The organism is Paenibacillus sp. E222 (assembly GCF_013401555.1).
Taxonomy (GTDB): domain Bacteria; phylum Bacillota; class Bacilli; order Paenibacillales; family Paenibacillaceae; genus Paenibacillus.
In genome coordinates this window covers 1,449,326-1,471,787 of record NZ_CP058552.1, presented here as the reverse complement: position 1 = coordinate 1,471,787, position 22,462 = coordinate 1,449,326, and the positions used below count along the sequence as shown (strand labels likewise).

Sequence of the window (22,462 nt, the reverse complement as noted above, 5' to 3'; positions counted from 1 at the left end):
TCAATTAAAAATATTGCAATTAAATTTTTAACTATTGCAGCTGCCACAATGCGGGCACGTTGGATGGTTCCCACCCTGGCAAGGAGGTGTGTGGCTGCAAGCATTTATACGTCTTGCCGTTATATGTGACCAGTTGTCCCGCAGTATAAGCTGTGTTGGCCTGCCAAGCCGATACGCCAGGATTCGTCGTTTCAGCGGCCGTCTTCACGCTTAACGCGTTGCTCGCTGCAGACACATTGCCTGCCGCATCCTTTGCTTTTACCGTAAATGTATACGAGGTATCCGCCGCAAGCCCGCTGATCGTTGCCGTCGTTCCGGTTACCGTTGTTGCCAGTGTCGTTCCGTTGTACACGTCATAACCCGTTACACCCACATTGTCAGTGGATGCTGTCCAGCTCAGCGTTATGCTGGATGTGGTTTGCGCCGTCGACGCAAGGTTCGTCGGAGCAGTTGGCGCTTGCGTATCACCTCCCGGCTGAGCCGTTGTGCTTACAGTTACAGCATTACTGGCCGCAGACAGATTGCCTGCTGCATCTTTTGCTTTTACCGTGAAAGTATATGAAGTCCCCGCTGTAAGTCCACTGATCGTTGCTGTTGTTCCGGTGACCGATGTCGCAAGATTAGCGCCATTATAGACGTTATACCCGGTAACGCCTACATTATCCGTTGAAGCATTCCAGGCCAGCGTCACCGAATTCGCCGTCACGCCTGTCGAACGGGCATTTCCGGGTACGCTTGGTGCCGTCGTATCTACTGGTGGCACTGTACCTCCGGTAGGCAGATCTGCTTTCAGTTTGTTTTGGAGTGTTTTGTTACGGTCACCGCTGATCTCCCAGAACATCGCTCCGCCGAGTCCTTTGCTCTTGATATAAGCCGTTTTATATCCAACGGACTCTGCATCGTCATAGCTGATAAAGCGCTTGTTGGACGCATTATAGAGATATGGCACTTTGGCTGTGTCATTCCAGTAACGCGTATACCCGTTTTTGTTGATGTAATTGGCTTCCAGATCGTAGAAATCAAAAGAGCCTGCTTCCCATGTTCCAACGGAAGAACCACCCGTGCACGTCTGATACTGTCCGTTGCCTGCTTGTGCGCATCCATCCCAGCCACGACCGTAGAATGGAACACCAAGCACGAGTTTAGCGGCCGGTACACCTGCATCCAGATGCCCTTGTGCCCCGGCTGCCACATTAAATGTATTGGCATCTGGCACGCCAGCGGCGGAAGCCGCAGGATCATAGTTCAATGGCGCATTATGTGCGCTGATCTTTTGCCAAGCCCCGTTAAAATCGTATGTCATAATGTTAATCCAGTCGACGATGGCAGCAATTTTTGCAAGCTCCGTATTGGCAGCATAGGTCGCAGACGCACCGCTTGCAATCGTAAGCAAATACTTCTTGCCGTCCACAGCTCCTGCTGCATCCAGCTTTTCACGGATTTTGCTCAAGAGAAGGGTGTAGTTTTGCTTATCTTCAGGACGTTTGCTGTTACCGTCAAGTCCGCCTGAGACCGGGTACTCCCAATCCAGATCTACCCCGTCAAAATTGTACTTCCGCAGGAAATCGACGGCGGAATTCGCAAAGACCTCTCGGGTTGCAGCAGTGGCGGCTACATCAGAGAAACGGTTGGACCACGTCCATCCTCCGACGGAGATGATGGTCTTCAGGTTTGGATTGGTTTGTTTCAGCTTGTTAAGCTGATTGATATTACCTGCAATGGGCTGATCCCACGTATCCCCTGCAAATGTCTTGCCCGTATCGATCCATGGATCGCCGAGCACAATCGTTCCGTTCGGTACATTGATCGTTTGGCTTTTTTCATTCTGACAGGTCCAGGTTACAGGATTGGGGCCCGAAGGGTCCGGATTTCCATGAATGCCGTTCCAGCAAATATCAGCAAAAGCATAGTTGATATGCGTCACTTTGGTCGGATCGATATCAGCTACATTATAGTTTCTGCCGTACGCAGCCCAGGACGGATAGTAACCAACAATTTTATAAGAATCTGCTGCTTCGGCCGTAGCAGGTTGGAGCGCGAAGGAAGGAACGATGACGGATAAGAGCAGGGACAGACCAAGGAAAAACTTTGCAGTCTTCTTAAAAGCAGTGTGTTTATTTAAATGTATCATTTAATACACAACCTCCTCTGTCTTTTGCGTGCTAAGCCCATTCAGGAATGGACGATGTGCGTTCGAGAACTGGTTATTCGTATACGCGTCCCAGTTGATTGACCAGGTCATAATGCCTTTGAGTCCGGCATAGCCCGCAGGCTGGCGCAAGGTATAGGAACCGCCGTATGATACTCCTTTGATCAGATAATTCAATGCCTTTTGCAGCTCAGCTGGCGCCGTATAGCCACCTCCAGCCGCTTGCTGGGAAGCTGGTACGCCAATCGCAATTTGGTCCGGACGCAGAGGGCTAAAGAATGGACCCGAGCTTCCACCTACGTTAAACCCTTGAAGCAGCATATCGGCCATGGCGACATGGAAATCGGCTGTCCCTTGAGCGTAAGAACGTCCATCCAGCCCCACCATCGAACCGGTGTTATAGTGCTGCACATGAAGTAGGGTCAGGTCATTGCGCAAGGCATGAATCACTGGAAGATACGCCCCCCAAGGACCACCATAGTTCAGATATCCGCCCTGTACGTAGGCCGTTTCCGGTGCAGCGGTCAGAACAAAATTGGCACCAAAGTGTGATTTAAGCGCTTTCACGCCGTTAATCAGGTTAACGATCTTCGGAGTCGTTGGACTGCGAAAGTCGGTATCACCCGCATTTAAAGACAGGGAGCTTCCTTCAAGATCGATGTCGAGACCATTGAATCCGTAAGTCGAAATAATGGATTTGAGGGAATTCTCGAACTGTTGTCTCTTGGTCGCATCGGTGAGCTCAATCGTGCCATTGGCTCCCCCCATGGAAATCAGTACCTTCTTCCCTTGGCTTTGAAGGTATGCAATGTCCGACTTGAACTCTTCTACCGTAGCGTTATACGGAGTAAAAGCGAGCGTTCCGCTGCCGGGTGAAATCGGCTCGGCAAAGGAGACATTAATAACGTCATAGGCTGTTGACACGTTGCGCAGTTTAATATTGGTAGAGCCATTGTCGAAGTTGTGCCAGTAGCCGATCAGCCATTTGCTGCCGCTAGGCCCAGGATTCGAAGATCCGGTGGAAGTGGTAACGCTGAGAGAGGTGCTTGCAGCGGACAGATTGCCTGCCGCATCTTTTGCTTTCACTGTAAAAACATATGTGGTGCCAGCTGTCAGTCCTGTGACTACAGCCGTAGTCGTTGAAGTGTTCGCCGCGAGAGTACCGTTCCGGTACACTTCATATCCGGTTACGCCCACATTGTCCGTGGATGCGTTCCAGGTAAGATTGACTGATGTCTCTGTGACGAGGGATGAGGTTAAACCTGCAGGAACGGAGGGTGGTGTCGTATCCGGAGTTGGGGTACCCCCTCCAGTACCTTCCCCGACGTATTTCCACAATGCAGGTACATTTGAGGGCTCCCATCCGGTCAAAGCCGTATGGGGCTGAATACATTCATAATCTTTATTTAAATAAGTTACTAGATCTCCTTGTTTGTATGCGGTGCCTGCCTGCCACTGGGCAGCGGCGTCTGCTCTTGGTGCAAACCACGTAATAATCAGAAGAAATGCCAAAGCGAATGTAATGACCGGGCGGAATCGAACAGCTTGATTCAAGCAAAATCCCTCCTGTATTCAGGTTATTTTCACCTTGCAAACAATGCTTCACTGGTGCGCTTACATGTGATCCGCAATCTTAGAGCTTATAAAGCCGTCTGACAATGAGCGTCGCTTCACTCCCTTCCCTTATCAAGAATGGACCTTCCCTCTCGCTTTCTCTTTTTGCAGACACCATCCAAATTTTACAGGGAATTTACAGATCCTCACCCTGTATTTAATCAGTAAAATGCAATTGAGATAAGGGATAAATTATTTCTATGGGGGGCGAAAAATGTAATATACCGCACAAAAAGGCCGTCTACCAAGTCGTTAAGAGACTTGATAGACAGCCTTTATTTTTAATGTAACGGATGTATTACCACGTTTATTTTAACTTCGAGGAAGCAAGTTCAAATGACAGCAGGCCTTCAAAGGGTTGCCACCCATCCTCACCGGATAAAATAACAGGTACAGCGTATTCAGCCGCTTCCTGCTCACTGAGTATTTTCGCCCACGGAACTCTCCCCATCACACTTCCCGCCCCAGGTCCGGCACTATGATATTCAACGTACGCAACTGTTGCTTCCGCATCGGTCTTGTTCCAATTATGCCAGCCCTCCTGCTTCACATGCGCCCCCATCCAGCAGTTCAGGAAGCAGACTTTGGCATGATTACGCCACGGTCTGCCCAGATATACGGATTGAGGGGGGGCATTGCTGGTCAGGTCACAATCGATAAACACATAGCCATAACGTGCATCCTCTGGTGTGGAAGCAGCCGTGATCCAGCCATTCACTTCTCCCTCTGCAGCAGCAGCATCGCTCAAGCGATTCTTCGCAAAAATCTCACAGCCCTGAAACACAGCCGTAGCCGAGCCAAAAATAAAATCCACATCGCCCTCAATGAAACAGTCCTCATAATATTGGCGCAGCTTCCGCCGCTCTGCCCCGTCACGCGGCCCCCCGAAGAAACTCCGGTCAATGGGCTGCTCGGGCAGCGGTCCGGTAAAGATCGTGTCCTGGTGACCTATAAATCGGCAATGCCGAAGGGCCGCCCGATCCCCATCCACGTAGACAGCCAACGCCTGACCGACCTCACGGCCAGGCCCAGCGGAGTTGATGAAGGAAAGTCCTTCAGCGGTGAAGTCATCTGCCCCGATAAAGGCTGTGTACGAATGAAAGGTATGATACAACTCCCCGTTCGGGAACTTTTTGAGCGCATAATCATCATATGTGATGATGGTCTGATCAGCTCCTGCACCGACGAGGTGAACCCTCGGCTTCTCGATGTGTAGTTTTTCAACATAGGTGCCTGGCTTTATGCGAATCGTATACTTTTCAGTACAGTCGGCCGGAATCGCATCAATGGCAGCCTGAATGGTGGGAAAATCGCCGCTTCCGTCCGCAGCAACCAGGTAACCATTCCTGTACAGATCCATATCTGACCCGCATGACAGAGGTTTGTTCATGGCAATCGCTCCATTTCCAGCGCAGCCAGCAGGAGCGGTGCCACACCCATGAACGAGTCACTCACAATCTGCTCGCCGACATAATAACTGTACGAACCATCCCGATCCAGACTGAGTCCTGCTCCGTGACAGATCGCGTTCAGCTTCACGCCTTTCTCCGTTTCCTCCATCAATCGGGAGGTCAGTCCCTGCCATCCCTTATCTGCAGCCTGCCTGAAATGAGGCTCTAGGTAACGCAGGCGGACTCCCTTCGCCATGGCGTACACAAACATGCTTGAACCGGAAGCTTCCAGATAATTGCCCTTGCGGAATCCCTGATCCAGCACCTGGAACCAGAGTCCGCTCTCCTGCTCCTGTACACGTACCAAGGCATGACACATACGCTCGAAGATGCCAATGATTGTGCCCCGTTTCGGATGATGGATCGGGAAGTGCTCCAGACTATCCACGATCGCCATCGCATACCAGCCCATCGCGCGGCTCCAGAAGTGTGCGGAGCATCCGGTTACGGAGTCGGCCCATATCTGCTCCTTCGATTCATCCCAGCCATGATAGAGCAGACCCGTGCGCGGGTCACGCGTCTTGCGTTCGATTAGCAAAATCTGATGAGCCACTTCATCCCACAGATCTGGCCGATCAAACATCTTGGCATATTGCGCCAGAAAAGGCGACGACATATACAATCCATCCAGCCACATCTGGAACGGATAGATTTTTTTGTGCCAGAATCCGCCCTCCGACGTTCGAGGCTGTCCTGCGAGCTGGGCTGCGAGCAGATGTGCAGCTTCAGCATATCGCTGATCCCCGGTAGTTTCCAGCAGTTCGAACAGGTTCTTGCCCTGATTGATCTGATCCAGGTTGTACTCTTCCAGGGAATACGTTCCGATGGAACCATCCTCCTGGACATACAGATCCATATGTCTTTTCATAAAAGAAACATACTCGTCCTTGCCGTATTGCTTACCAGTGCGTGCCATTGCCATTAACGTCATTCCCTGAACATATGCCCACCGTTCCGAAGGAAACACATGATAGCCATCACCATCGCATTGCTGGCAAATCATCTCCGCTATTCGCTCCGACCAAGATAACTGCGTCTGTACTTGCATAAAAGAACCCTCCCTGGACCTTGAATGTTGTACTTAGCCTATCCTTAATGTTCAGACACTTGCTGCCGACAAATCGCCGTCGAATTGCGGTGATTCAGCTTCGGTTGGATAATGACCGGATAATCCACCTGCTCATCACGGATCAAAGATACGATCAGCTCTGCTGCCTGTGCGGCCAGTTCATCCAGGGGCGGGCCAATGGTGGTTAGCGCCACCTCGGCATACTGCATATCCGGCAGATCATCATAACCGATTAACGAAATATCATTGGGCACACTGTAGCCCGCTTCCAGCAAAGCCCGCAGCGCACCTCGGGTCACCAGGTTATTCAAGCCAATAAACGCCGTTGGCGAATCCGATTCAAACGTGTACTGCCGAATGGCAAAATATCCGTCCTCCCAGGAGGAATGTGCAGGCAGCACATGGCGGTGATCAAATTCAAGTCCTGTGCGCTGCAACGCTTCCCGATACCCTTCAAGCTTGATATTTTGAGAGTTTCCAATGAAACCAATTTGGTGATGTCCCAGTGATTTCAGATGTTCAACCGCTTTGTATATGCCCTCTTTCCGGTCAATCTTGATGTAAGGGGAATTCGGGGCTTCATCTGTACCAAGCACGAAACATGGCATGTTTAGTGTTGCAAACTTTTTCCAGAAGGCATCCCGATTATCCAGCGCATAATCCCATAGGATACATCCATCCACGCGAAGCTGGCTAAAAACATCCAGCCCATCATCCGCGACGACCAAAATCATCTGGTATCCCCGCTTCTTCAGCTCCGCATGCAGATTGCCCGATATATTCGAGAACAACGGATTGCTCAGTTCATCAAGAACAAAGCCAATAATGTTGCTTCTGCCGGTGGAAAGCTGCTGTGCCATAATGTTTTTTCGATATTGATGCTTCTCCGCAACCGCGAGCACCTTCTGCCGCGTCGCCGGTTTGATGCGGGGATCACCGTTGAGTGCCTTGGATACCGTGCTGTAGCTCACTCCCGCCAGTTTGGCAATGTCCTTAATGGTTATCAAAATCAATCAACACCTCTCAACCCTTGGGAAGCTTATTGCTGTGCAGCCTTATACCGGTCATATTGCGCCTGTCTGCCGGCAATAACCTGCTCAATGTTCATTTTTTTCAAAGTCTCGATATAACTGTCAAACTGATCCAGACTGGTATCACCGCTTATAAATTTGAAGTTCATCTCTTCCACATACGTCGTAATATCCGGCATGGACATACTCTCTACACTCGCTTCATCCGGCAGAGCATATACGAATGGAAACGGCTCGTGGATGTATGGCTCCAATTCCTTGTCGAGCTTGGCATGCCATTCGGCCACAACGGAATCGGCCGAATCCGTAGACTGAATGTTCGGCAGATTCACGGGACCAATGCCGAGTTTCTGGATATAGTCATTGTCCTTGCCTTTGTCCGTGAATGTCTTCACGCCATTTTCTTCGGTATACGTATCACCCTTGATGCCCCACGTATAATACGTCTGCGCTTCTTCACTTACTGCATAATCCAGAAAACGGAAGGCGAGCTCCGGATTTTTGCTGTCCTTGGAGATTCCAAAAATGCCGCTCACAGGCGTACGTCCGATATAAAACTGATCTCCATGCGGGCCTTTCAGTGGCAGAATGCCCTTGAAGATAGGCTCCGCCGGGTCATAATCCTTGAACAGCGGACTGTAGACCATCGACATGTACCAGCTAAAATTAAACGTAGCTCCGGTTACATCCTGCGAGATGCGGGAGGTCACCTGATCACTTGTGGTACTGGCATAGTCCACCCCGAGCAGTCCTTCTTTGTACAGCCCATTCAGATATGTCAGATATTCCTTGTAGGCAGGCTCATAATAGCTGAAATGCACCTTACCCTGGTCATCCGCATAGAACTGATTGGACAGATCAAGGCCAAAAGCAGGACCAAATGCCATCGGCACAAACTTGGATTCCATGGACAACGGTATTTCATCCGCTTTGCCATTACCGTTCGGGTCGTCTGTCTTGAATTTGCGCAGCATCGCTGTGAACTCATCCAGTGTTGTAGGTTCATTCAGTCCCAGCTTCTTCAACCAGCGTTCATTCACCATGAACACCGGCATGTAGTTTTTCGTAAGCGTTTGCTGCGGAACATAATACATTTTACCATCTGGCGTCGTTAAACTGGCTTTGACGGATGGGGATTTGTCGTATATTTTTTTGAGATTCACACCATACTTCTCCACCAGGTCATTCAGCGGAATAAACAGACCACTGTTAATGTATTTCATGAGCTGATCCTGATCCGGCAGATAGACGATATCAGGCAATCCTGTTCCGGCCGCAAGCCTTGGATTCACCGCATCCGCGTAGTTCTGTGGGGGAATGAGATCCCAATCGACCGTTACCCCGGCATTGCTCTCAATTTTTTTCACAATCTCGGCAGTAGAGAGATCCACGTTGGTCGTCCAGGCGTTGGTCCCGAGAATCGACAGCTTGGCATCTTTCTGGTCCGTTACCGGACCTGCTCCGGTGTAGTTGAACGCTGGCTCCGAGCTTGGTGAAGCACTGCCCTTATCTCCCCCTGCTCCTGTACTGCTGCTGCATCCTGCAAGACTGATGGCAAGTATCACCGCGAGAACACTTTTTCTTCCGGCCCCTCTGATTATCATCCGTTATTCCTCCTTGTTATGAACAACCTTGGGTGGTGCATGGTGATCAATAAGGCTATCCTTTCACGGCTCCGAGGGTGATCCCCTTGACGAAGTACCGCTGGATAAAAGGGTAGATCGTAACGATTGGCAGAATGCTGACCACAATCGACACATACCGGACCTGAAGGGTGGACACCGCGAGTGCGCCTGTGGTCATTGTGCCACCCATTTTTTGCATGACCTCCGGTGATGCCATGATCAGCACCCTGCGCAGGAACATTTGCAAGGGCTGCATATCCTGTTTGCCCAGATATAGCAGGGCTGAGAAGAAGTTGTTCCAATGGAATACGGCGTAATATAACGTCAGCACAGCAAGCGTTGGCTTGATAATGGGTATCGCCAGGCGATACAGCATCGTCAGTTCATTAGCCCCGTCTATACTTGCACTCTCGAAGATTTCATTCGGAATCCCCTCAAAGGCTGAGCGGCAGATCATGACATTAAACGTAATAACCAGCACAGGAAGCACCATCACCCAGCGGGTGTTATATAGCCCCAGCGACGTAATCAGCATGTAGACCGGGATGAGCCCACCCGAGAAATACATGGTGAAGGCGATGAAAAAGTTCAGCTTTCTGCGCAGGAAAAATTGCTGTCTGGATAACGGAAATGCAGCGAGGCACGTAGCTACAATATTCAGCAGTGTACCTATAACGGTGTACCACAGGGTGTTATAGAAGGACACCCACAACTCCCGGTATTGCAGCACCATTTTGTACCCGGACAAGGTGAAGCCTACCGGCCACAACGCAACCTTTTGTTTGTCGATCGCATCAACCGAGCTGAATGAAACGCTGATCACATACAAGAAAGGGTACAGCGTAACGACAACCGCCAATATGGTCAGCAGGTAGACAAATCCGTAGAATAACCGGTCACTTCTCGATTTTTGCATACAGGTCTCCTTTGGGTCGGGATATGGTCTTACCAGAGTGACATCTTGGTCAGGCGCCGGGTCATCGTATTAGCCGCGAACACAAGCATAAAGGTGATGATAGAGTTGAACAGGCCGACGGCTGTCGCAAATCCGTAGTTCTGTCCTTCAATCCCCATCCGGTACACGTAGGTGGATAACACGTCTGCGGTCTCATAAGTAGCACCGTTATAGAGCAGATATACTTTCTCGAAGCCTACGCTCATAATGCCGCCAAGCGACAGGAGCAGCAGGATGACAATCGTTGGTTTGATGCTGGGAAGTGTCAGGTGCCATAGCTCCTGGAATTTGTTGACGCCGTCAATTTTGCCGGAATCGTACATTTCGGGGTCAATGCCCATAATGGCTGCAATGTAGATAATGGAGCTGAAGCCAAAGCTCTGCCAGATATCGGAGCTGGTGAATATCGTTCGGAACCATCCGGCGTCCATCATGAAGTTCACTTTCTCCATACCGAGCTTGGCAATCAGGGTGTTCACGATTCCGTCCGTGGGTGACAGGAAGTTAATAATCATGCCCGCGACAACGACGGTCGAGATGAAATGCGGAAGGTAGGTGACGGTCTGGGCGAAACGCTTGAACGTCTGATTCTTGATCTCTACAATACAGACGGCGAACAGAATGGGAATAGAGAAGCCGAACAGGAGTGGCAGAAAGGCAAGTAAAAACGTGTTGCGCAGCAGCCTCCAGAAGTAGATGGAATTCACGAACTGATCAAACCACCTCAGGCCCACCCATTCCCCGCTGAACATTCCCTGCCCAGGCATAAAATTACGGAAGGCCAGCAGCATGCCAGGCATGGGAACATACATGAAGATGACGTAATACAGAAAAATGGGTGAGAACATCAGCAGCAAATATTTATCCCGTTTGATCAGGCTGAACAGCGTGGACATGCGATTCTTCACCTTTTAGACTCCCCTTCGCATTAAAATTACAACGTTTGAATTTTTGGGAATAAACATACCACTTCATGCACAATTCAGATCATTCCCTTAAACAAATAATCCATAAAACCCCTTTCAAAATAGAATATTACAACAAATAACAAACAATTGAATACGTAGATATAAACACAAAACCAAAATTACAACGTTGTAATTTAACCCTAAATGTATACGCTTACAAAAAACTATTTTTCCCATCTTAGCAAAGACCAACTGGTTTGGCAACAACAAAAATCAGTGTTTGCTTGCGAAGAGATCTACATGCTGTTGCCGATCTGGGAGACATATTAGCGGGTAAAAAGGCGAGAAAAAAGGGCAACGAACGAATATCTCCCGTTCTGCCCCGCTTTTGTCATGCCTCCACCAGCGTTCTGGTGCAGCGCAGGATTGTTCTATTTTTGAAACGTGTGCCTGTGGCTTCAACCTCTTCGGATTCTACATCTGGTTCCGATACTCCATCGGTGTTACACCCGTCACGCGCTGAAACGCTCTGTAGAACTGACTGACGTTGGAGAACCCCAACCCAAAGCTGATAGTGGTCACAGAATCTGTTGTATGGCGCAGTCGTCGGGTGGCTTCCTCCACACGCAAATTCAGCACATACTGATACGGCGTTGAACCCGTCAGTGCCTTGAAGGAACGCATAAAGTGATATCGGCTCTGGTGCGCAATCGCCGCCATCGATTCAATATCCATTGGACTTGTATAGTCACTGTGTATATACTCCAGCACGCGCCGCAGATGGGGGTCAATGAACGCTCCGCCGTTGCTGCTTGTTCGCTGAAGCAGATTCTGAAACTGTCCGTAAACCAGACCAGCCCCCACGCTCCCCGCCATACCTGTTCCTGAAGTTGCCAGCGTCAGGTTACGGTTACTCCCATTTGGTTCACCTGTCAGCATCCGTCCAAGATAGGTCTCTACGGCAAGCTCCGTTTCCTGTATCTGCAATGGTTCAGGCGCATCGTCCAGCAAAATGGCGTTCCAGCCTCGAAACAGTCTGCTAATTTCAGCAGGATCGAAGCTTTGTGTGGTCCGAAATTCGGTCTGCGCCCCTTGCCTCCCTGAATCCTCCAAGCCGCCAACTGGCGGATTACGAAACTTGATCACGATCACCGCGGAATCCGAATCAATCTCGAAAAAGTGCTCCATCCGGGGATGCGCAATAATCCCCAGTCCTGCTTCTAGTGGATAAGCATGCTGTTCCTGCACCAGATGGCATTGTCCTCTTACAGGCAACGTAACCTGATACCAGTCATCATGCACATGAGGTTCATTGGCGAATCCGCCAGAAGCCTTCCACAATTCCAATCCATTCAGCATCATGTATAATTCCATCGTTTCCTCACCTGCTGACATTATAGCAAATCGTGCTCACTTTCCAAGCACTTTTCACAAAGACAATATCTGTCTGTATCTTTTATCATGGTAAAAAAATAATTCGAGGTGATCTCCCGTGGCACAAGCCGCTGTAAGCAAAATGCAAATCAATCACTCCGCCAATTGGGCGCTTGCCGGAGTCAGCTTCGCCCATCTGCTGAATGATGCGATGCAGACTGTTGTCCCGTCTGCTTTTCCGCTGTTCCAGCAAACGATGCAGCTCAGTTTCGCCCAGATGGGCTGGATTGCCTTCACATTGAATATTACCGCATCGGTCCTACAGCCGCTGGTCGGTTATATGTCTGATCGCAAGCCGATGCCGATCCTGCTGCCCGGAGGCATGTTGTTCTCCCTGATCGGTGTTCTCGGCTTTGCCTTGTCTTCCGAGTTATGGATGCTGCTTGTCTCCGCAGCGTTGATTGGCATAGGATCATCCATTCTCCATCCTGAATCCTCACGCGTCGCCCATCTGGCAGCAGGTCGCGGACGCGGAATGGCACAGTCCATCTTCCAGGTCGGTGGCAATACAGGTCAGGCTCTCGCCCCGCTGCTGGTTGCCTTTATCCTGCTTCCGCATGGACAGCTTAGTTTTCTGTGGCTCATGGCTTTTGCTCTAATCGGGATCGTTATCCAGTCTTCCGTTAGCCGTTGGTATAGAGACAAATTGGCGGATAATCGCAGCCGTCAGCAACAGCCTGTACAGGCAAATGGCATTGTGCAGCCTGCTGCCCAGCTTGTAAGTCGGGGATTTGTCGCTTTTACAATGGGTATCCTCATCCTGCTGCTGTTTTCCAAATTCGTGTATATTGCCGGTATGACCGGATACTATGCCTTTTATTACGCCGATGCGTATAACCTGCCTCTTTCGCAGGCCCAGATCTGCCTGTTCGTTCTGCAATTCGCGGGCATGGTTGGAACCCTGCTCGGAGGCCCACTGGCTGACCGTTATGGACGCAAACCGATGATCTGGTTCTCCATCGCGGGTACTGCACCATTTTCACTGCTGCTGCCTTATGCGGGACCTGCTCTCTCCATGGTATTGTGCGGCATCATCGGTTTGATTCTGATGTCCGGTTTCAGTGTCATCATTGTCTACGCACAGGAACTGCTGCCGCGTCATATTGGGACGGTATCGGGATTGTTCTTCGGCCTGTCGTTCGGCATGGCGGGACTCGGCTCGGTTGTGCTTGGTTCCCTGATTGATGTGACCAGCATTTCATTCGTCATCAAACTATGTTCTTTTTTGCCGCTGCTCGGGGTGTGTGCTGTATTCCTGCGCCGGGATCGGCCAAGAAACGCCTAATATACATTGAAACGTCGTTCGTTTTGTGACTACAATAAGGTCAGAATAATGAAAACAGAGGCTAAACAGAAGGAAGGAATAACCCATGATCATTGATGTACAGCATGTTACTTGGAAAAGGGGACCGATCACCCTCCTGAACGATGTCAGCTGGCGTGTAAACGAAGGCGAGCATTGGGCATTGCTTGGCCTGAATGGTTCCGGTAAAACCACACTCCTGAACATGATCACCGGATATCTCTGGCCCACAGAAGGTACGATATCCGTGCTCGGACACCGTTACGGGGATGTGGATTTGCGTGAGCTGCGGAAGTCGATTGGCTGGGTCAGCTCCTCCCTTCAGGAGAAATTGTATGGCACCGACCGCACCCAGTATGTCGTGATCAGCGGCAAACACGCCACGATCGGACTGTACGATAAACTGTCCGACGAGGATTTGGATCAGGCACGAGAATTAATGCATACACTCGGCTGTCAGCATCTGTGGGATCGCGAATATCGTACCTGCTCCCAGGGGGAGAAGCAGAAGCTGCTCATTGCCCGAGCCCTGATGGCTAACCCGCGTGTACTCATTCTGGACGAACCCTGCAATGGGCTTGATCTGTTCTCCAGAGAGCGGCTGCTCGAAAGTATCAGTGAGCTGACGCAGAAGCCGGATACCCCTTCGCTCATCTACGTCACTCATCATACCGAGGAAATATTGCCTGTGTTCAGTCACAGCCTGCTGCTCCGGCGGGGTGAGATCGTGAATAGCGGATTAACCAGCGAGTTGATGAACAGAGACGTACTGAGTAACTTTTTTGAATCACCTGTGGATGTAGATCGGCATGGAGAGCGTGTCTATGTCAGAGCATCGGATAAATAATTTTTATGTTTATATCTATTCACAGTCAGAACAGTCGAAGCAGCCCAAAATCTTATCCACATGTGGACAGGTTTTTGGGCTGTTTGGCTATATTATGAATTATCCACAGTTTTCTGTGTATTATTTCCGGGCAGAGAGGAATAAAAACAACGGAATCCGCTGTCTGCGCAGGTACGTCTCCTCGTTCACAAAATGCTGACGCTGAGGCGCCGATTCCCGCAGATGCTGTACTTGAAATCCTGCCTGCTGTAATGCCATGTAGTAGGATTCGATGGAACGATGCATTTTTTTCACCGTACCTCCAAGCCATTGCTGCTCCCGAAATCCCTCCACAAAATACTGATCGACGACCCAGTTGGTTCGGACCCCCGAAGGCTGCAGCGTTGACGTAATCACAGGATGTTCTACCGAAAATACGAATGTGCCATTTTCTTTTAACGTGTGGTATATTTTGCGAAACAGGCTGTCCACATCCTCAATATAATGAATCGCCAGTCTGGATATGACCAAATCATATGTATTCGCGGGATAGCTCCAATCTTCCATATACGCTTGCTCAATCTGTGCGTTCTGGCCCTTTATCGATTCATGGGCAGCCTGAATCATATTCACTGAACCTTCAATTCCCGTATAACTGCGACCACGGTGGTCGGGACCCAACAGTTCTGCTCCGAACCTCGCATCCCCACAGCCGAGATCCAATATGCTCTTGCCCCCAACGTCTCCAATCAGCTCCAGCATTACAGGCTTCTCCAACGTATCATTGGCATTCTCCTGCCACTGTCGGCGCTCCATATACTTCTCGAAATTGGCCCCATTTTCGTAAAAATCCGATCCCCGTTCGCTCATTGCACAACCCCTCCATTAAGTGATGAAGTTCAGCTTTCATATCAGCCTGGAAGATTATACACCTTTGGAAGCTATAGTTGAAACCCTTGCCTGATTCAACCTCGGTAGACCTGAAACCAAAAAAAGTACAGCCAGCGCTATCTTGGCGCCGCACTGTACTTCTTTTTTTATAGAAAAGCATGGATCAGGAACAATACAGCAAAAGCGAGACCCGACCTCAGATGCCACTGCCGATCTAGTTTCTTGTAACGGAAAATCCCGGCAATCGGAACAGGAAGCAGAGCAATCCCAGCGAGCAATCCCGTAATATGATTAAAATCCAGCTTGAAGTTAAACAAAAAAGCGCCAATCACATGAAGGGCTATCAATCCCATTGCAACAATGGCTATCGGGACGTGTAACCGCCGGGCTATGCCCAGAAGCTTTACAGCTAGTTTCCTGATTTGCGTCCAGGCGTCAAGCCATTTACGTTTCATTACAAACAGGATCACGTAATAACCCAGTACGATAAAGAGCAATATCCGGGCCTGAGAGCCATAACCCTTATAAGCCTCGCGGATGTGGTGGTCGTTCCAGTTCGGGGTACTGATATATAGATGCAGCATACTCCACAGGCCGTAAACCAAAATAACTGCTGTCACCACCAGACTGAGCAATACCCATTTACGGTCTTTCTTCGGTATATACGTTTTCTTCCTTACGGCTGCTTTGTTCATGATCGTTGTTCCTTCCCCTTCACAATGAATGGTTATTCCTGATGAGGAGAAGTATAGCACCGCTTTCTGTGAATTTTCTAAGAAAAGCATCTATCGACAAAGAAACCATAACTCTTTTGGCGGATGTTTTCTTGCAATATCAGGAAGCGAATGCCTCGAAGGTTATACTTGCTTAAATTATAAGAATAAGCAGCCCTGCTATGCAAAATCGCCTGGTTTGTGGTTTGTCAGATGACTAGCTCAACCAAAGCGCTGCGTTTTGTACCATTTACTCTCACGTTTCTTGATCTTGTCCATGACCAAAGAGTAAAAGGCTTTGATCGAGATGAGAATAAACAGCTGCGCATACGTAAAATAGGATACACAGGCGTATATGAAATTACGAGTATTACTCTGCCCAATGTCTGCCGCAAGTGCAAGATTGATCTGCAATACATATATAAAGTACATAAACGCCCAGCCAATGACGAGAAATACATACGCATCTCCGGCAAATTGGAACGGTGAACTCACTCCCGGTTTGAACATCGCAATGATCTGGTAGACCAGATTAACGAGAAAAATGATATCCGATACAATGATGGCGAGCATAAACCAAAAGTAACTGACCGCATAATACAAAACCAACAACTTGTTACGCCAGCTGGACCGGTTGAACAGGTTATGGATATTATCCAAAACAACCTGGTAGTTCCCTTTTGCCCATCGTTCCCGCTGCTTCATGTACACGCTGACCTTTTCCGGCTCCTGTTGATAGGCTTCTGCCTGAGGTGCAAGGGCAACGAACTGCCCTCGATTCAAAATCTCAAAGGATAATGCCGTATCTTCCGTGATCGCCGTGACATCCCAGCCGCCAATCTCACGAATCAGCTCCGTTTTAATAATATAATTAGTCCCCGGAATAGAACCGAGCTGGAATAATTCCCACAGCCCTGTGTGGTAGACTCGTTGAGATGTAATAATCTCCAGATTAATGCATTTGGAAAGGAAGTTCTGCCCCCGGTTCCTTGCTTTATTTCTGCCAAATACGACACCGTATTGCTCCGGGTTTTCCAACGACTTCTGTGTCAGAAACATCAAGGAATTTCGCTCAGGGGCAGCATCTGCATCAAAGATGCAAATCCACTCACCCGTGGATATCTCCAGACCGTCATTTAACGCACCAGACTTGCCTCCCGTACCCTTACGCTCCATAATGGTCACATTCCGATGTACATAACTGGTTTGGCTGAGAAATGTCCGCAGCTTCTCCGCTGTATCGTCCGTGCAGTTATCCGCAATAACGATGACCTGAACCTTATCTTCAGGATAATTCAGACGCAGAATATGCTCCACGGTAGCTACAATTACCAATCCTTCATTATGTGCAGGTACCATGACGGTTACAGTGGGATAATGATCCATGTTCTCAGGAATCTGAATCCCCTTTTTATCCTGTTTTTGAATAAAACGAACGGCTCCAGCCATAATGACTATGGATTCAAATACGGCAATCCATATACTAAATATGGAGAGTAGTAATATAAAATCAGCCACTTACCTTCCTCCGATCATACTTGCGATTGACCTTGGATCGAAAGCGAAGAGTAGCAATCGTTAATACAATTGTAAAAACCGCGAACATACAGCTGACGGCGATACAAATCGGGATGAACCATGACATGTAGTCCACAGAGCATCTCTCCTTTCACGCTAGTTTTATATATACTCTCCAATGAGATCTGTCTCCGTGTTCCGTTCCAGCGCGGCAATAACAGCATCAATATCCTCATACTTGCCGAACTGTTCCTTCTGGAATACCAGTGCACCGGATCGAATAACCGTCTGTAGTTCATTGCCTTTTTTATCAATTATCTGCAAGTCCATCATCGCTTTTTTGATCCGTCCTGTAAGCACTGGCAAGTACCCCGCATCGGTCATCGGGCAAATGATCACAAACCGTCCCCGATCCACATAAAACTTGTAATCCTCATACCGGATTTGCTTCTGGATCGTATTGGACAGCTCCAGCAGAAACTGTGCATATCTTACGGAACCAAGTGACTCCAGTACCAATGGCAAAAATTCAATCTTGAACATAGCCATGCTGAACCCATATTGCTCCGAATAACGTCTGGCAAGATTGCTTTGCTTAATGACCGTATCAGCAAGAGCTTCCTTGTTACCCAAGGATGTATCCGGATCAATCTGCGGATTACGTTCCTGCAGCTCCTGTAGACGTTCCATGACACGGGCACTGCGCACAAGACTTGCCTTAATAAAAGCTGCCACAGCCACATTAGCCGGGATCAATAACCACCATGAGAACGTCAGCACATTCACATCCGCATAGGTAACAAGCCAGACAAAGTAAGAGACCAGATATACAAATCCGGCGACGACAGACACTCCGACAGGTATCACAAAACCAAGAACCAGCGCACCAAGCGATGCAATACTGAACACCACATCCAGTGTGGTATAACTCTGATTCATATAAATTTTAAGATAGACAACGAGTTGCTGGATCACGGCTAGTCCGATCAAACTGGCATATCCCCATGCAATACGACGAATGGGCGCTTTATTCCTCATAAGTGCCTTCTCTCCAGTAGAATTTGATAGTGATCATTAGAATTCAACAAATTACGACATGAATAGACAAATATTATGCTAACACAATATTAAACACATAAAATGACGGAATTATCACTTTTCAAGAAACTTTTGTAATTCAGTCTCGCCAAGTAAAGGGAACAGGTTATCAAACATATGTGTATCGCCATCAAATACGTACCCTCCTGGATAAGCGTTATCCAGACTGCGAAAGGTGATCATATGGTTATACAGCTGCTTGGCCCATTTTGGATCACTGGATTGAACAGCGAGTAGCAGGGCAAGTCCATAAACAGATGGAGATTCATAGGATACGGCGGGTGTACGACCCATACGTTTATATTGGCCCGGCAGCTGATGGCGGGTATCGAACTCTTTTTTCAAAAAGGCAATTAGCTTGTCCGGTCTCCGATCGGTTGCCGTTAGATGGTTTGCGACAATTAGCTGATCGATCAGGTTGACCGTGTCATCATATGTATATTCTTTCGTTACAACATTAAAGGTTTTAGGGTAAAATACGCCGTCATCCGGCATATTTTTCAGCAGGGATTCATATTTGATGTAGGTTCCGGGCTCCAGCATTTCATGCTGCTCCATCGCGTGCAGCGCCTGCAGATCAACATAAACCAGACTTAATGTATCCGGGGAAGAGCCGTTAGAGAAATCATGAAAATCAACATAATATCCCTTGTTCTGAACGGATTGCGTCAGTGTACGGACAATATCAGAGGCTGTTGCCAGCTTCTCCTCCCGGCCCTGCTCCCACTGATCTGCTGCCTTCAATAATGCCCCGACGATTCGAACATCATCGCCAAGCGCATTGGTGGTCACATGTGATGTTCCATCCGCGTCCAGTTTCCAGGCAATATAGTTTTGAGGCATCAGGAAATAGGTCGTTAACAAATCATAACTCTGCTCGAATAACACCTGATCGTTCTTGGTTACGGCATATTGCATCCACAGTCCGATGGATTCAGACAATGCCTCCCGACCAGCCACGATATTTGGATCTTCTGACGAAGCATCCTGAAGATAGGTGGCCAGAGTGCCATTCGAGTTGGTCATATGATTCTGGACAAAAGAGACTGTTGGAGATGGGTCATTGATCACAAACCTCTCCTTTATGAAAATAATCCATGCTGCTGCTATACTGACTGCCAGTATGACCAACCACATTAGTCTTTTCCGGTTCATGACCTGCATACTTTCCTCCTATGTTGTTTAAAACTCTGGAAAAATCACTCTTAGCTCATTCAGATTGATCCATATAAGGCCGGCGGCCGCCCTTTTTGACGAATTTCCAATCCACCTCAATGTTGTGGCGCATACGGCGCAGCAGATTAACGGCTGTCTCGATCTCTTCCTCCGTTAAGCCCTCCAGCGTTACCTGATCGGAATGAACACCCTCCCTGCGAATAAACTCCCAAGCTTCAAGACCAGCATCAGTCGGATATAACAGCTTATTTTTCTTATTACCCATTGCCGACTGTTTGACGACAAACCCGTCCGCTTCCAGTTTGCTGATGGCTCTGGCCGCCGTGGTCCGATCCACTTTGATTAGTTCAGCGAGCTGGTTGGGAATGATACCGGGATTCTCACAAATGCGATAAAGATACAAATACTGTCCACGAGACAAGTTTAAATGTTGGAATTCAACGTTGCTGATCGAATCCAGACAGCGGGCAATCATGCCGATTTCACGGAGCACTTCTTTTTTCTTAGTCATTGCATTCACTCCTCTACAAAATTGTTGCATTCGCAACATATATGATGATATAACTAAATTAAATCCGTTTAAATTTTAACCATGATAACACGTGGAACAGGTATACATTTTCAAGCTCTCTACCAGTTTACCATGTCAGGATAAGAATACTATTGACTAAAGGAGAAACATTCATGAATATAACTATTGTTGAAGCTAATAACCAGGAATTGCTCGACGCCTGCTTCGCCATTCGTACCGCTATTTTTGTTGAAGAGCAAGGGGTGCCGGCTGAAGACGAATTCGATGCTTATGATGCACTGGAGACGGAAGCAAAACATATTCTGCTCTTCGTAGACGACGTTCCTGCTGCTTCATCCAGACTGCGTATAGTCGAAAATGTTGCCAAATTGGAACGGATCTGTGTCATGATCGATTATCGGAAACATGGACTTGGTCGTGTGCTGATCGATAAGCTGGAGCAGATGGCTCTCGCTCAAGGGCTTGAGAAGGCCAAGCTGCACGCACAGGTACAAGCCTCAGGGTTCTATGAACGTCTTGGATACACGGCAGCCTCGGACGTATTCATGGAAGATGGCATTCCTCATCTGCTGATGACCAAGAACTTAAAATAAATACAAAAAGAAGAGCACCCTCAAAGTTCAAGAACAAGACTTGGGGATGCTCTTTTTGGTTTCTAATGAACCTAGTCAGCGCTATGAATGGGGATTCACCCATTTTGAAAATGTAACGAATCCTATACACCTTATTTTCTGTTTAACAGCCTAACCTGCACCTTTTTCTGCTACTTTTACCGGATTAACGTGGCTGAAGTTCCTTAGAATTTCTAATTCGTATCATTTGCCACAATAAGGTGCGGTGTGTTCGTTAGATGTAGCGCCACATTGGGAGGGGTCTAGTAAACGTGTACTGATAACGGGCAGGTACTTCGGGGACTTCGACCTGTGCGAAATCAAAAAAAACTCGCGCCACCCCATACGCGGATGGGCGACGCGAGTTGCAGGAGTTCCACCACTCGCAGACTCGCAGAAGCCATGCGCTAACCGAGCGTTGGCTCTTGCATTCTTATCCCAAAGCCAGACGACCTGACTGAGATTCAGTGGCGTTATTTTTCATCTGTTTACTGCGCAATTGTCCACAGGCTGCATCGATATCGGTACCATGTTCCATGCGTACAGTTGCGTTAATGTTATTCTTTTTCAATGTATCATAGAAGCCCAGAATGGACTCTTCTGTACTCCGTTGATACTGACTGTGCTCATCCACCGGATTGTACGGAATCAGGTTGATACTGACCATACTCTTGCGGCTGGACAACAGTTCAGCCAGTTCGGCCGCATGTTCACGCTGATCGTTAACGTCCCGAAGCAAAATATACTCAAACATAATACGCTTGTTCGTCGTAGCCAGGTAATAATCCACCGCGTCCATCAATTGTTCAATCGGGAAGGCCCGGTTGATCTTCATGATCTGTGTCCGCAGTTCGTTATTCGGTGCGTGCAGGGAGATCGCCAGATTAACCTGCAGATTGCTGTCTGCAAATTCCTTGATTTTGTCAGGCAGCCCACTCGTGGATACGGTGATCCGTTTCGCTGCAAGCGCCAGTCCTTTACGATGCTTGATCACTTCGATGAAGTCAGTCATGTTCTGGAAATTGTCAAACGGCTCGCCAATTCCCATCACGACTACGTTAGTTACCCGCTCGCCTTGACCAGCTGCATCAAGATACTGTTGTACATGCATAATCTGTTCCACAATCTCACCACCGGACAGATCGCGGCTCTTCTTGATCAGCCCGCTCGCGCAGAAGCTGCAACCAATGTTACATCCCACTTGAGTGGTTACACATACAGTGAGACCGTATTTTTGGCGCATTAAGACCGTTTCGATCAAATTGCCGTCCTGCATACGCAGCAGAAATTTCACCGTGCCGTCAGCAGATTCCTGCTTCACATGTTCACTCAGTGAGTTCATCGTGAAGTGCTCCGAAATGACATCCAGACATTCCTGACGCACGTCTGTCATCTCTGTAAAATCGTGCACACGCTCCTGATATAACCATTCCCAGATGCGGGAAGCACGGGATTTCTTCTGTCCGTGCTCCGGCAGCCAGTCACGTAATTGCTCTAATGTTAATCCATATATAGATGATTTAATCATGTTATTGTCCTCTTTTCGCAAAAAGCATAT

Annotated in this window: 19 protein-coding genes; 3 read left to right on the top strand and 16 right to left on the bottom strand. The window is 48.5% G+C overall.

Annotated features, from left to right (window positions below):
* Positions 1-31 precede the first annotated feature (31 nt).
* The 9 genes from HW560_RS06625 to HW560_RS06585 all read right to left on the bottom strand — a co-directional run bounded on the left by HW560_RS06625 (position 32) and on the right by HW560_RS06585 (position 12,176).
* Positions 32-2,131 carry a glycosyl hydrolase family 18 protein gene (locus HW560_RS06625; protein WP_090903017.1) on the bottom strand — a complete coding sequence of 700 codons (2,100 nt, stop codon included), beginning with the start codon at positions 2,129-2,131 and terminating at the stop codon, positions 32-34.
* Complete coding sequence (locus tag HW560_RS34200) at positions 2,132-3,703, bottom strand: chitinase (protein ID WP_306459230.1); 1,572 nt, start codon at positions 3,701-3,703, stop codon at positions 2,132-2,134.
* Between the two features lie 367 nt (positions 3,704-4,070).
* Positions 4,071-5,153, bottom strand: a complete 1,083-nt coding sequence (locus HW560_RS06615; RefSeq protein WP_179262457.1) for a pectinesterase family protein — start codon at positions 5,151-5,153, stop codon at positions 4,071-4,073.
* Entirely contained in the window at positions 5,150-6,262 is a 1,113-nt protein-coding gene (locus HW560_RS06610; protein WP_179262455.1) for a glycoside hydrolase family 88/105 protein, read from the bottom strand. The genes HW560_RS06615 and HW560_RS06610 overlap by 4 nt, the downstream gene beginning before the upstream one ends.
* Positions 6,263-6,306: 44 nt before the next feature.
* Complete coding sequence (locus HW560_RS06605; RefSeq protein ID WP_179262452.1) at positions 6,307-7,290, bottom strand: LacI family DNA-binding transcriptional regulator; 984 nt, start codon at positions 7,288-7,290, stop codon at positions 6,307-6,309.
* Between the two features lie 32 nt (positions 7,291-7,322).
* Entirely contained in the window at positions 7,323-8,918 is a 1,596-nt protein-coding gene (locus HW560_RS06600) for an extracellular solute-binding protein (protein WP_090903007.1), read from the bottom strand.
* Positions 8,919-8,973: 55 nt separating this feature from the next.
* A complete protein-coding gene (locus tag HW560_RS06595) occupies positions 8,974-9,855 on the bottom strand; it encodes a carbohydrate ABC transporter permease (RefSeq protein WP_090903005.1) in 882 nt (293 codons plus the stop codon).
* Between the two features lie 29 nt (positions 9,856-9,884).
* Complete coding sequence (locus tag HW560_RS06590) at positions 9,885-10,802, bottom strand: ABC transporter permease (RefSeq protein ID WP_256222231.1); 918 nt, start codon at positions 10,800-10,802, stop codon at positions 9,885-9,887.
* Between the two features lie 474 nt (positions 10,803-11,276).
* Positions 11,277-12,176: a helix-turn-helix domain-containing protein gene (locus tag HW560_RS06585; RefSeq protein WP_177185816.1), complete on the bottom strand. Its 900-nt coding sequence runs from the start codon at positions 12,174-12,176 to the stop codon at positions 11,277-11,279.
* A 118-nt stretch (positions 12,177-12,294) separates the two neighbouring features.
* On the opposite strand from HW560_RS06585, the gene HW560_RS06580 reads away from it, so the two are divergent.
* Together HW560_RS06580 and HW560_RS06575 are read left to right on the top strand one after the other, a co-directional pair.
* Positions 12,295-13,521 (top strand): MFS transporter, encoded by a 1,227-nt coding sequence (locus tag HW560_RS06580; RefSeq protein WP_090903001.1) that lies wholly within the window; start codon positions 12,295-12,297, stop codon positions 13,519-13,521.
* 85 nt (positions 13,522-13,606) lie between these two features.
* Entirely contained in the window at positions 13,607-14,386 is a 780-nt protein-coding gene (locus HW560_RS06575) for an ABC transporter ATP-binding protein (protein WP_090902999.1), read from the top strand.
* 120 nt (positions 14,387-14,506) lie between these two features.
* On the opposite strand, the gene HW560_RS06570 is transcribed toward HW560_RS06575, so the two are convergent.
* From HW560_RS06570 to HW560_RS06545, 6 genes are all read right to left on the bottom strand, one after another.
* Positions 14,507-15,235: a class I SAM-dependent DNA methyltransferase gene (locus HW560_RS06570; protein WP_179262450.1), complete on the bottom strand. Its 729-nt coding sequence runs from the start codon at positions 15,233-15,235 to the stop codon at positions 14,507-14,509.
* A gap of 167 nt (positions 15,236-15,402) precedes the next feature.
* Positions 15,403-15,951 carry a hypothetical protein gene (locus HW560_RS06565; protein ID WP_179262448.1) on the bottom strand — a complete coding sequence of 183 codons (549 nt, stop codon included), beginning with the start codon at positions 15,949-15,951 and terminating at the stop codon, positions 15,403-15,405.
* A gap of 240 nt (positions 15,952-16,191) precedes the next feature.
* A complete protein-coding gene (locus tag HW560_RS06560; protein WP_090902993.1) occupies positions 16,192-17,487 on the bottom strand; it encodes a glycosyltransferase family 2 protein in 1,296 nt (431 codons plus the stop codon).
* A 162-nt stretch (positions 17,488-17,649) separates the two neighbouring features.
* A complete protein-coding gene (locus tag HW560_RS06555) occupies positions 17,650-18,525 on the bottom strand; it encodes a diguanylate cyclase domain-containing protein (protein WP_179262446.1) in 876 nt (291 codons plus the stop codon).
* A gap of 114 nt (positions 18,526-18,639) precedes the next feature.
* Positions 18,640-19,740, bottom strand: coding sequence for a glycosyl hydrolase family 8 (locus HW560_RS06550; RefSeq protein WP_306459229.1), 1,101 nt, complete (start codon positions 19,738-19,740; stop codon positions 18,640-18,642).
* Between the two features lie 55 nt (positions 19,741-19,795).
* Entirely contained in the window at positions 19,796-20,272 is a 477-nt protein-coding gene (locus tag HW560_RS06545) for a MarR family winged helix-turn-helix transcriptional regulator (protein WP_090902987.1), read from the bottom strand.
* Between the two features lie 173 nt (positions 20,273-20,445).
* Between HW560_RS06545 and HW560_RS06540 the strand changes: the two genes are divergently transcribed.
* Positions 20,446-20,886: a GNAT family N-acetyltransferase gene (locus HW560_RS06540; RefSeq protein ID WP_090902985.1), complete on the top strand. Its 441-nt coding sequence runs from the start codon at positions 20,446-20,448 to the stop codon at positions 20,884-20,886.
* 451 nt (positions 20,887-21,337) lie between these two features.
* On the opposite strand, the gene rlmN is transcribed toward HW560_RS06540, so the two are convergent.
* A complete protein-coding gene (gene rlmN / locus HW560_RS06535) occupies positions 21,338-22,432 on the bottom strand; it encodes a dual-specificity RNA methyltransferase RlmN (RefSeq protein ID WP_090902983.1) in 1,095 nt (364 codons plus the stop codon).
* Between the last annotated feature and the right edge of the window lie 30 nt (positions 22,433-22,462).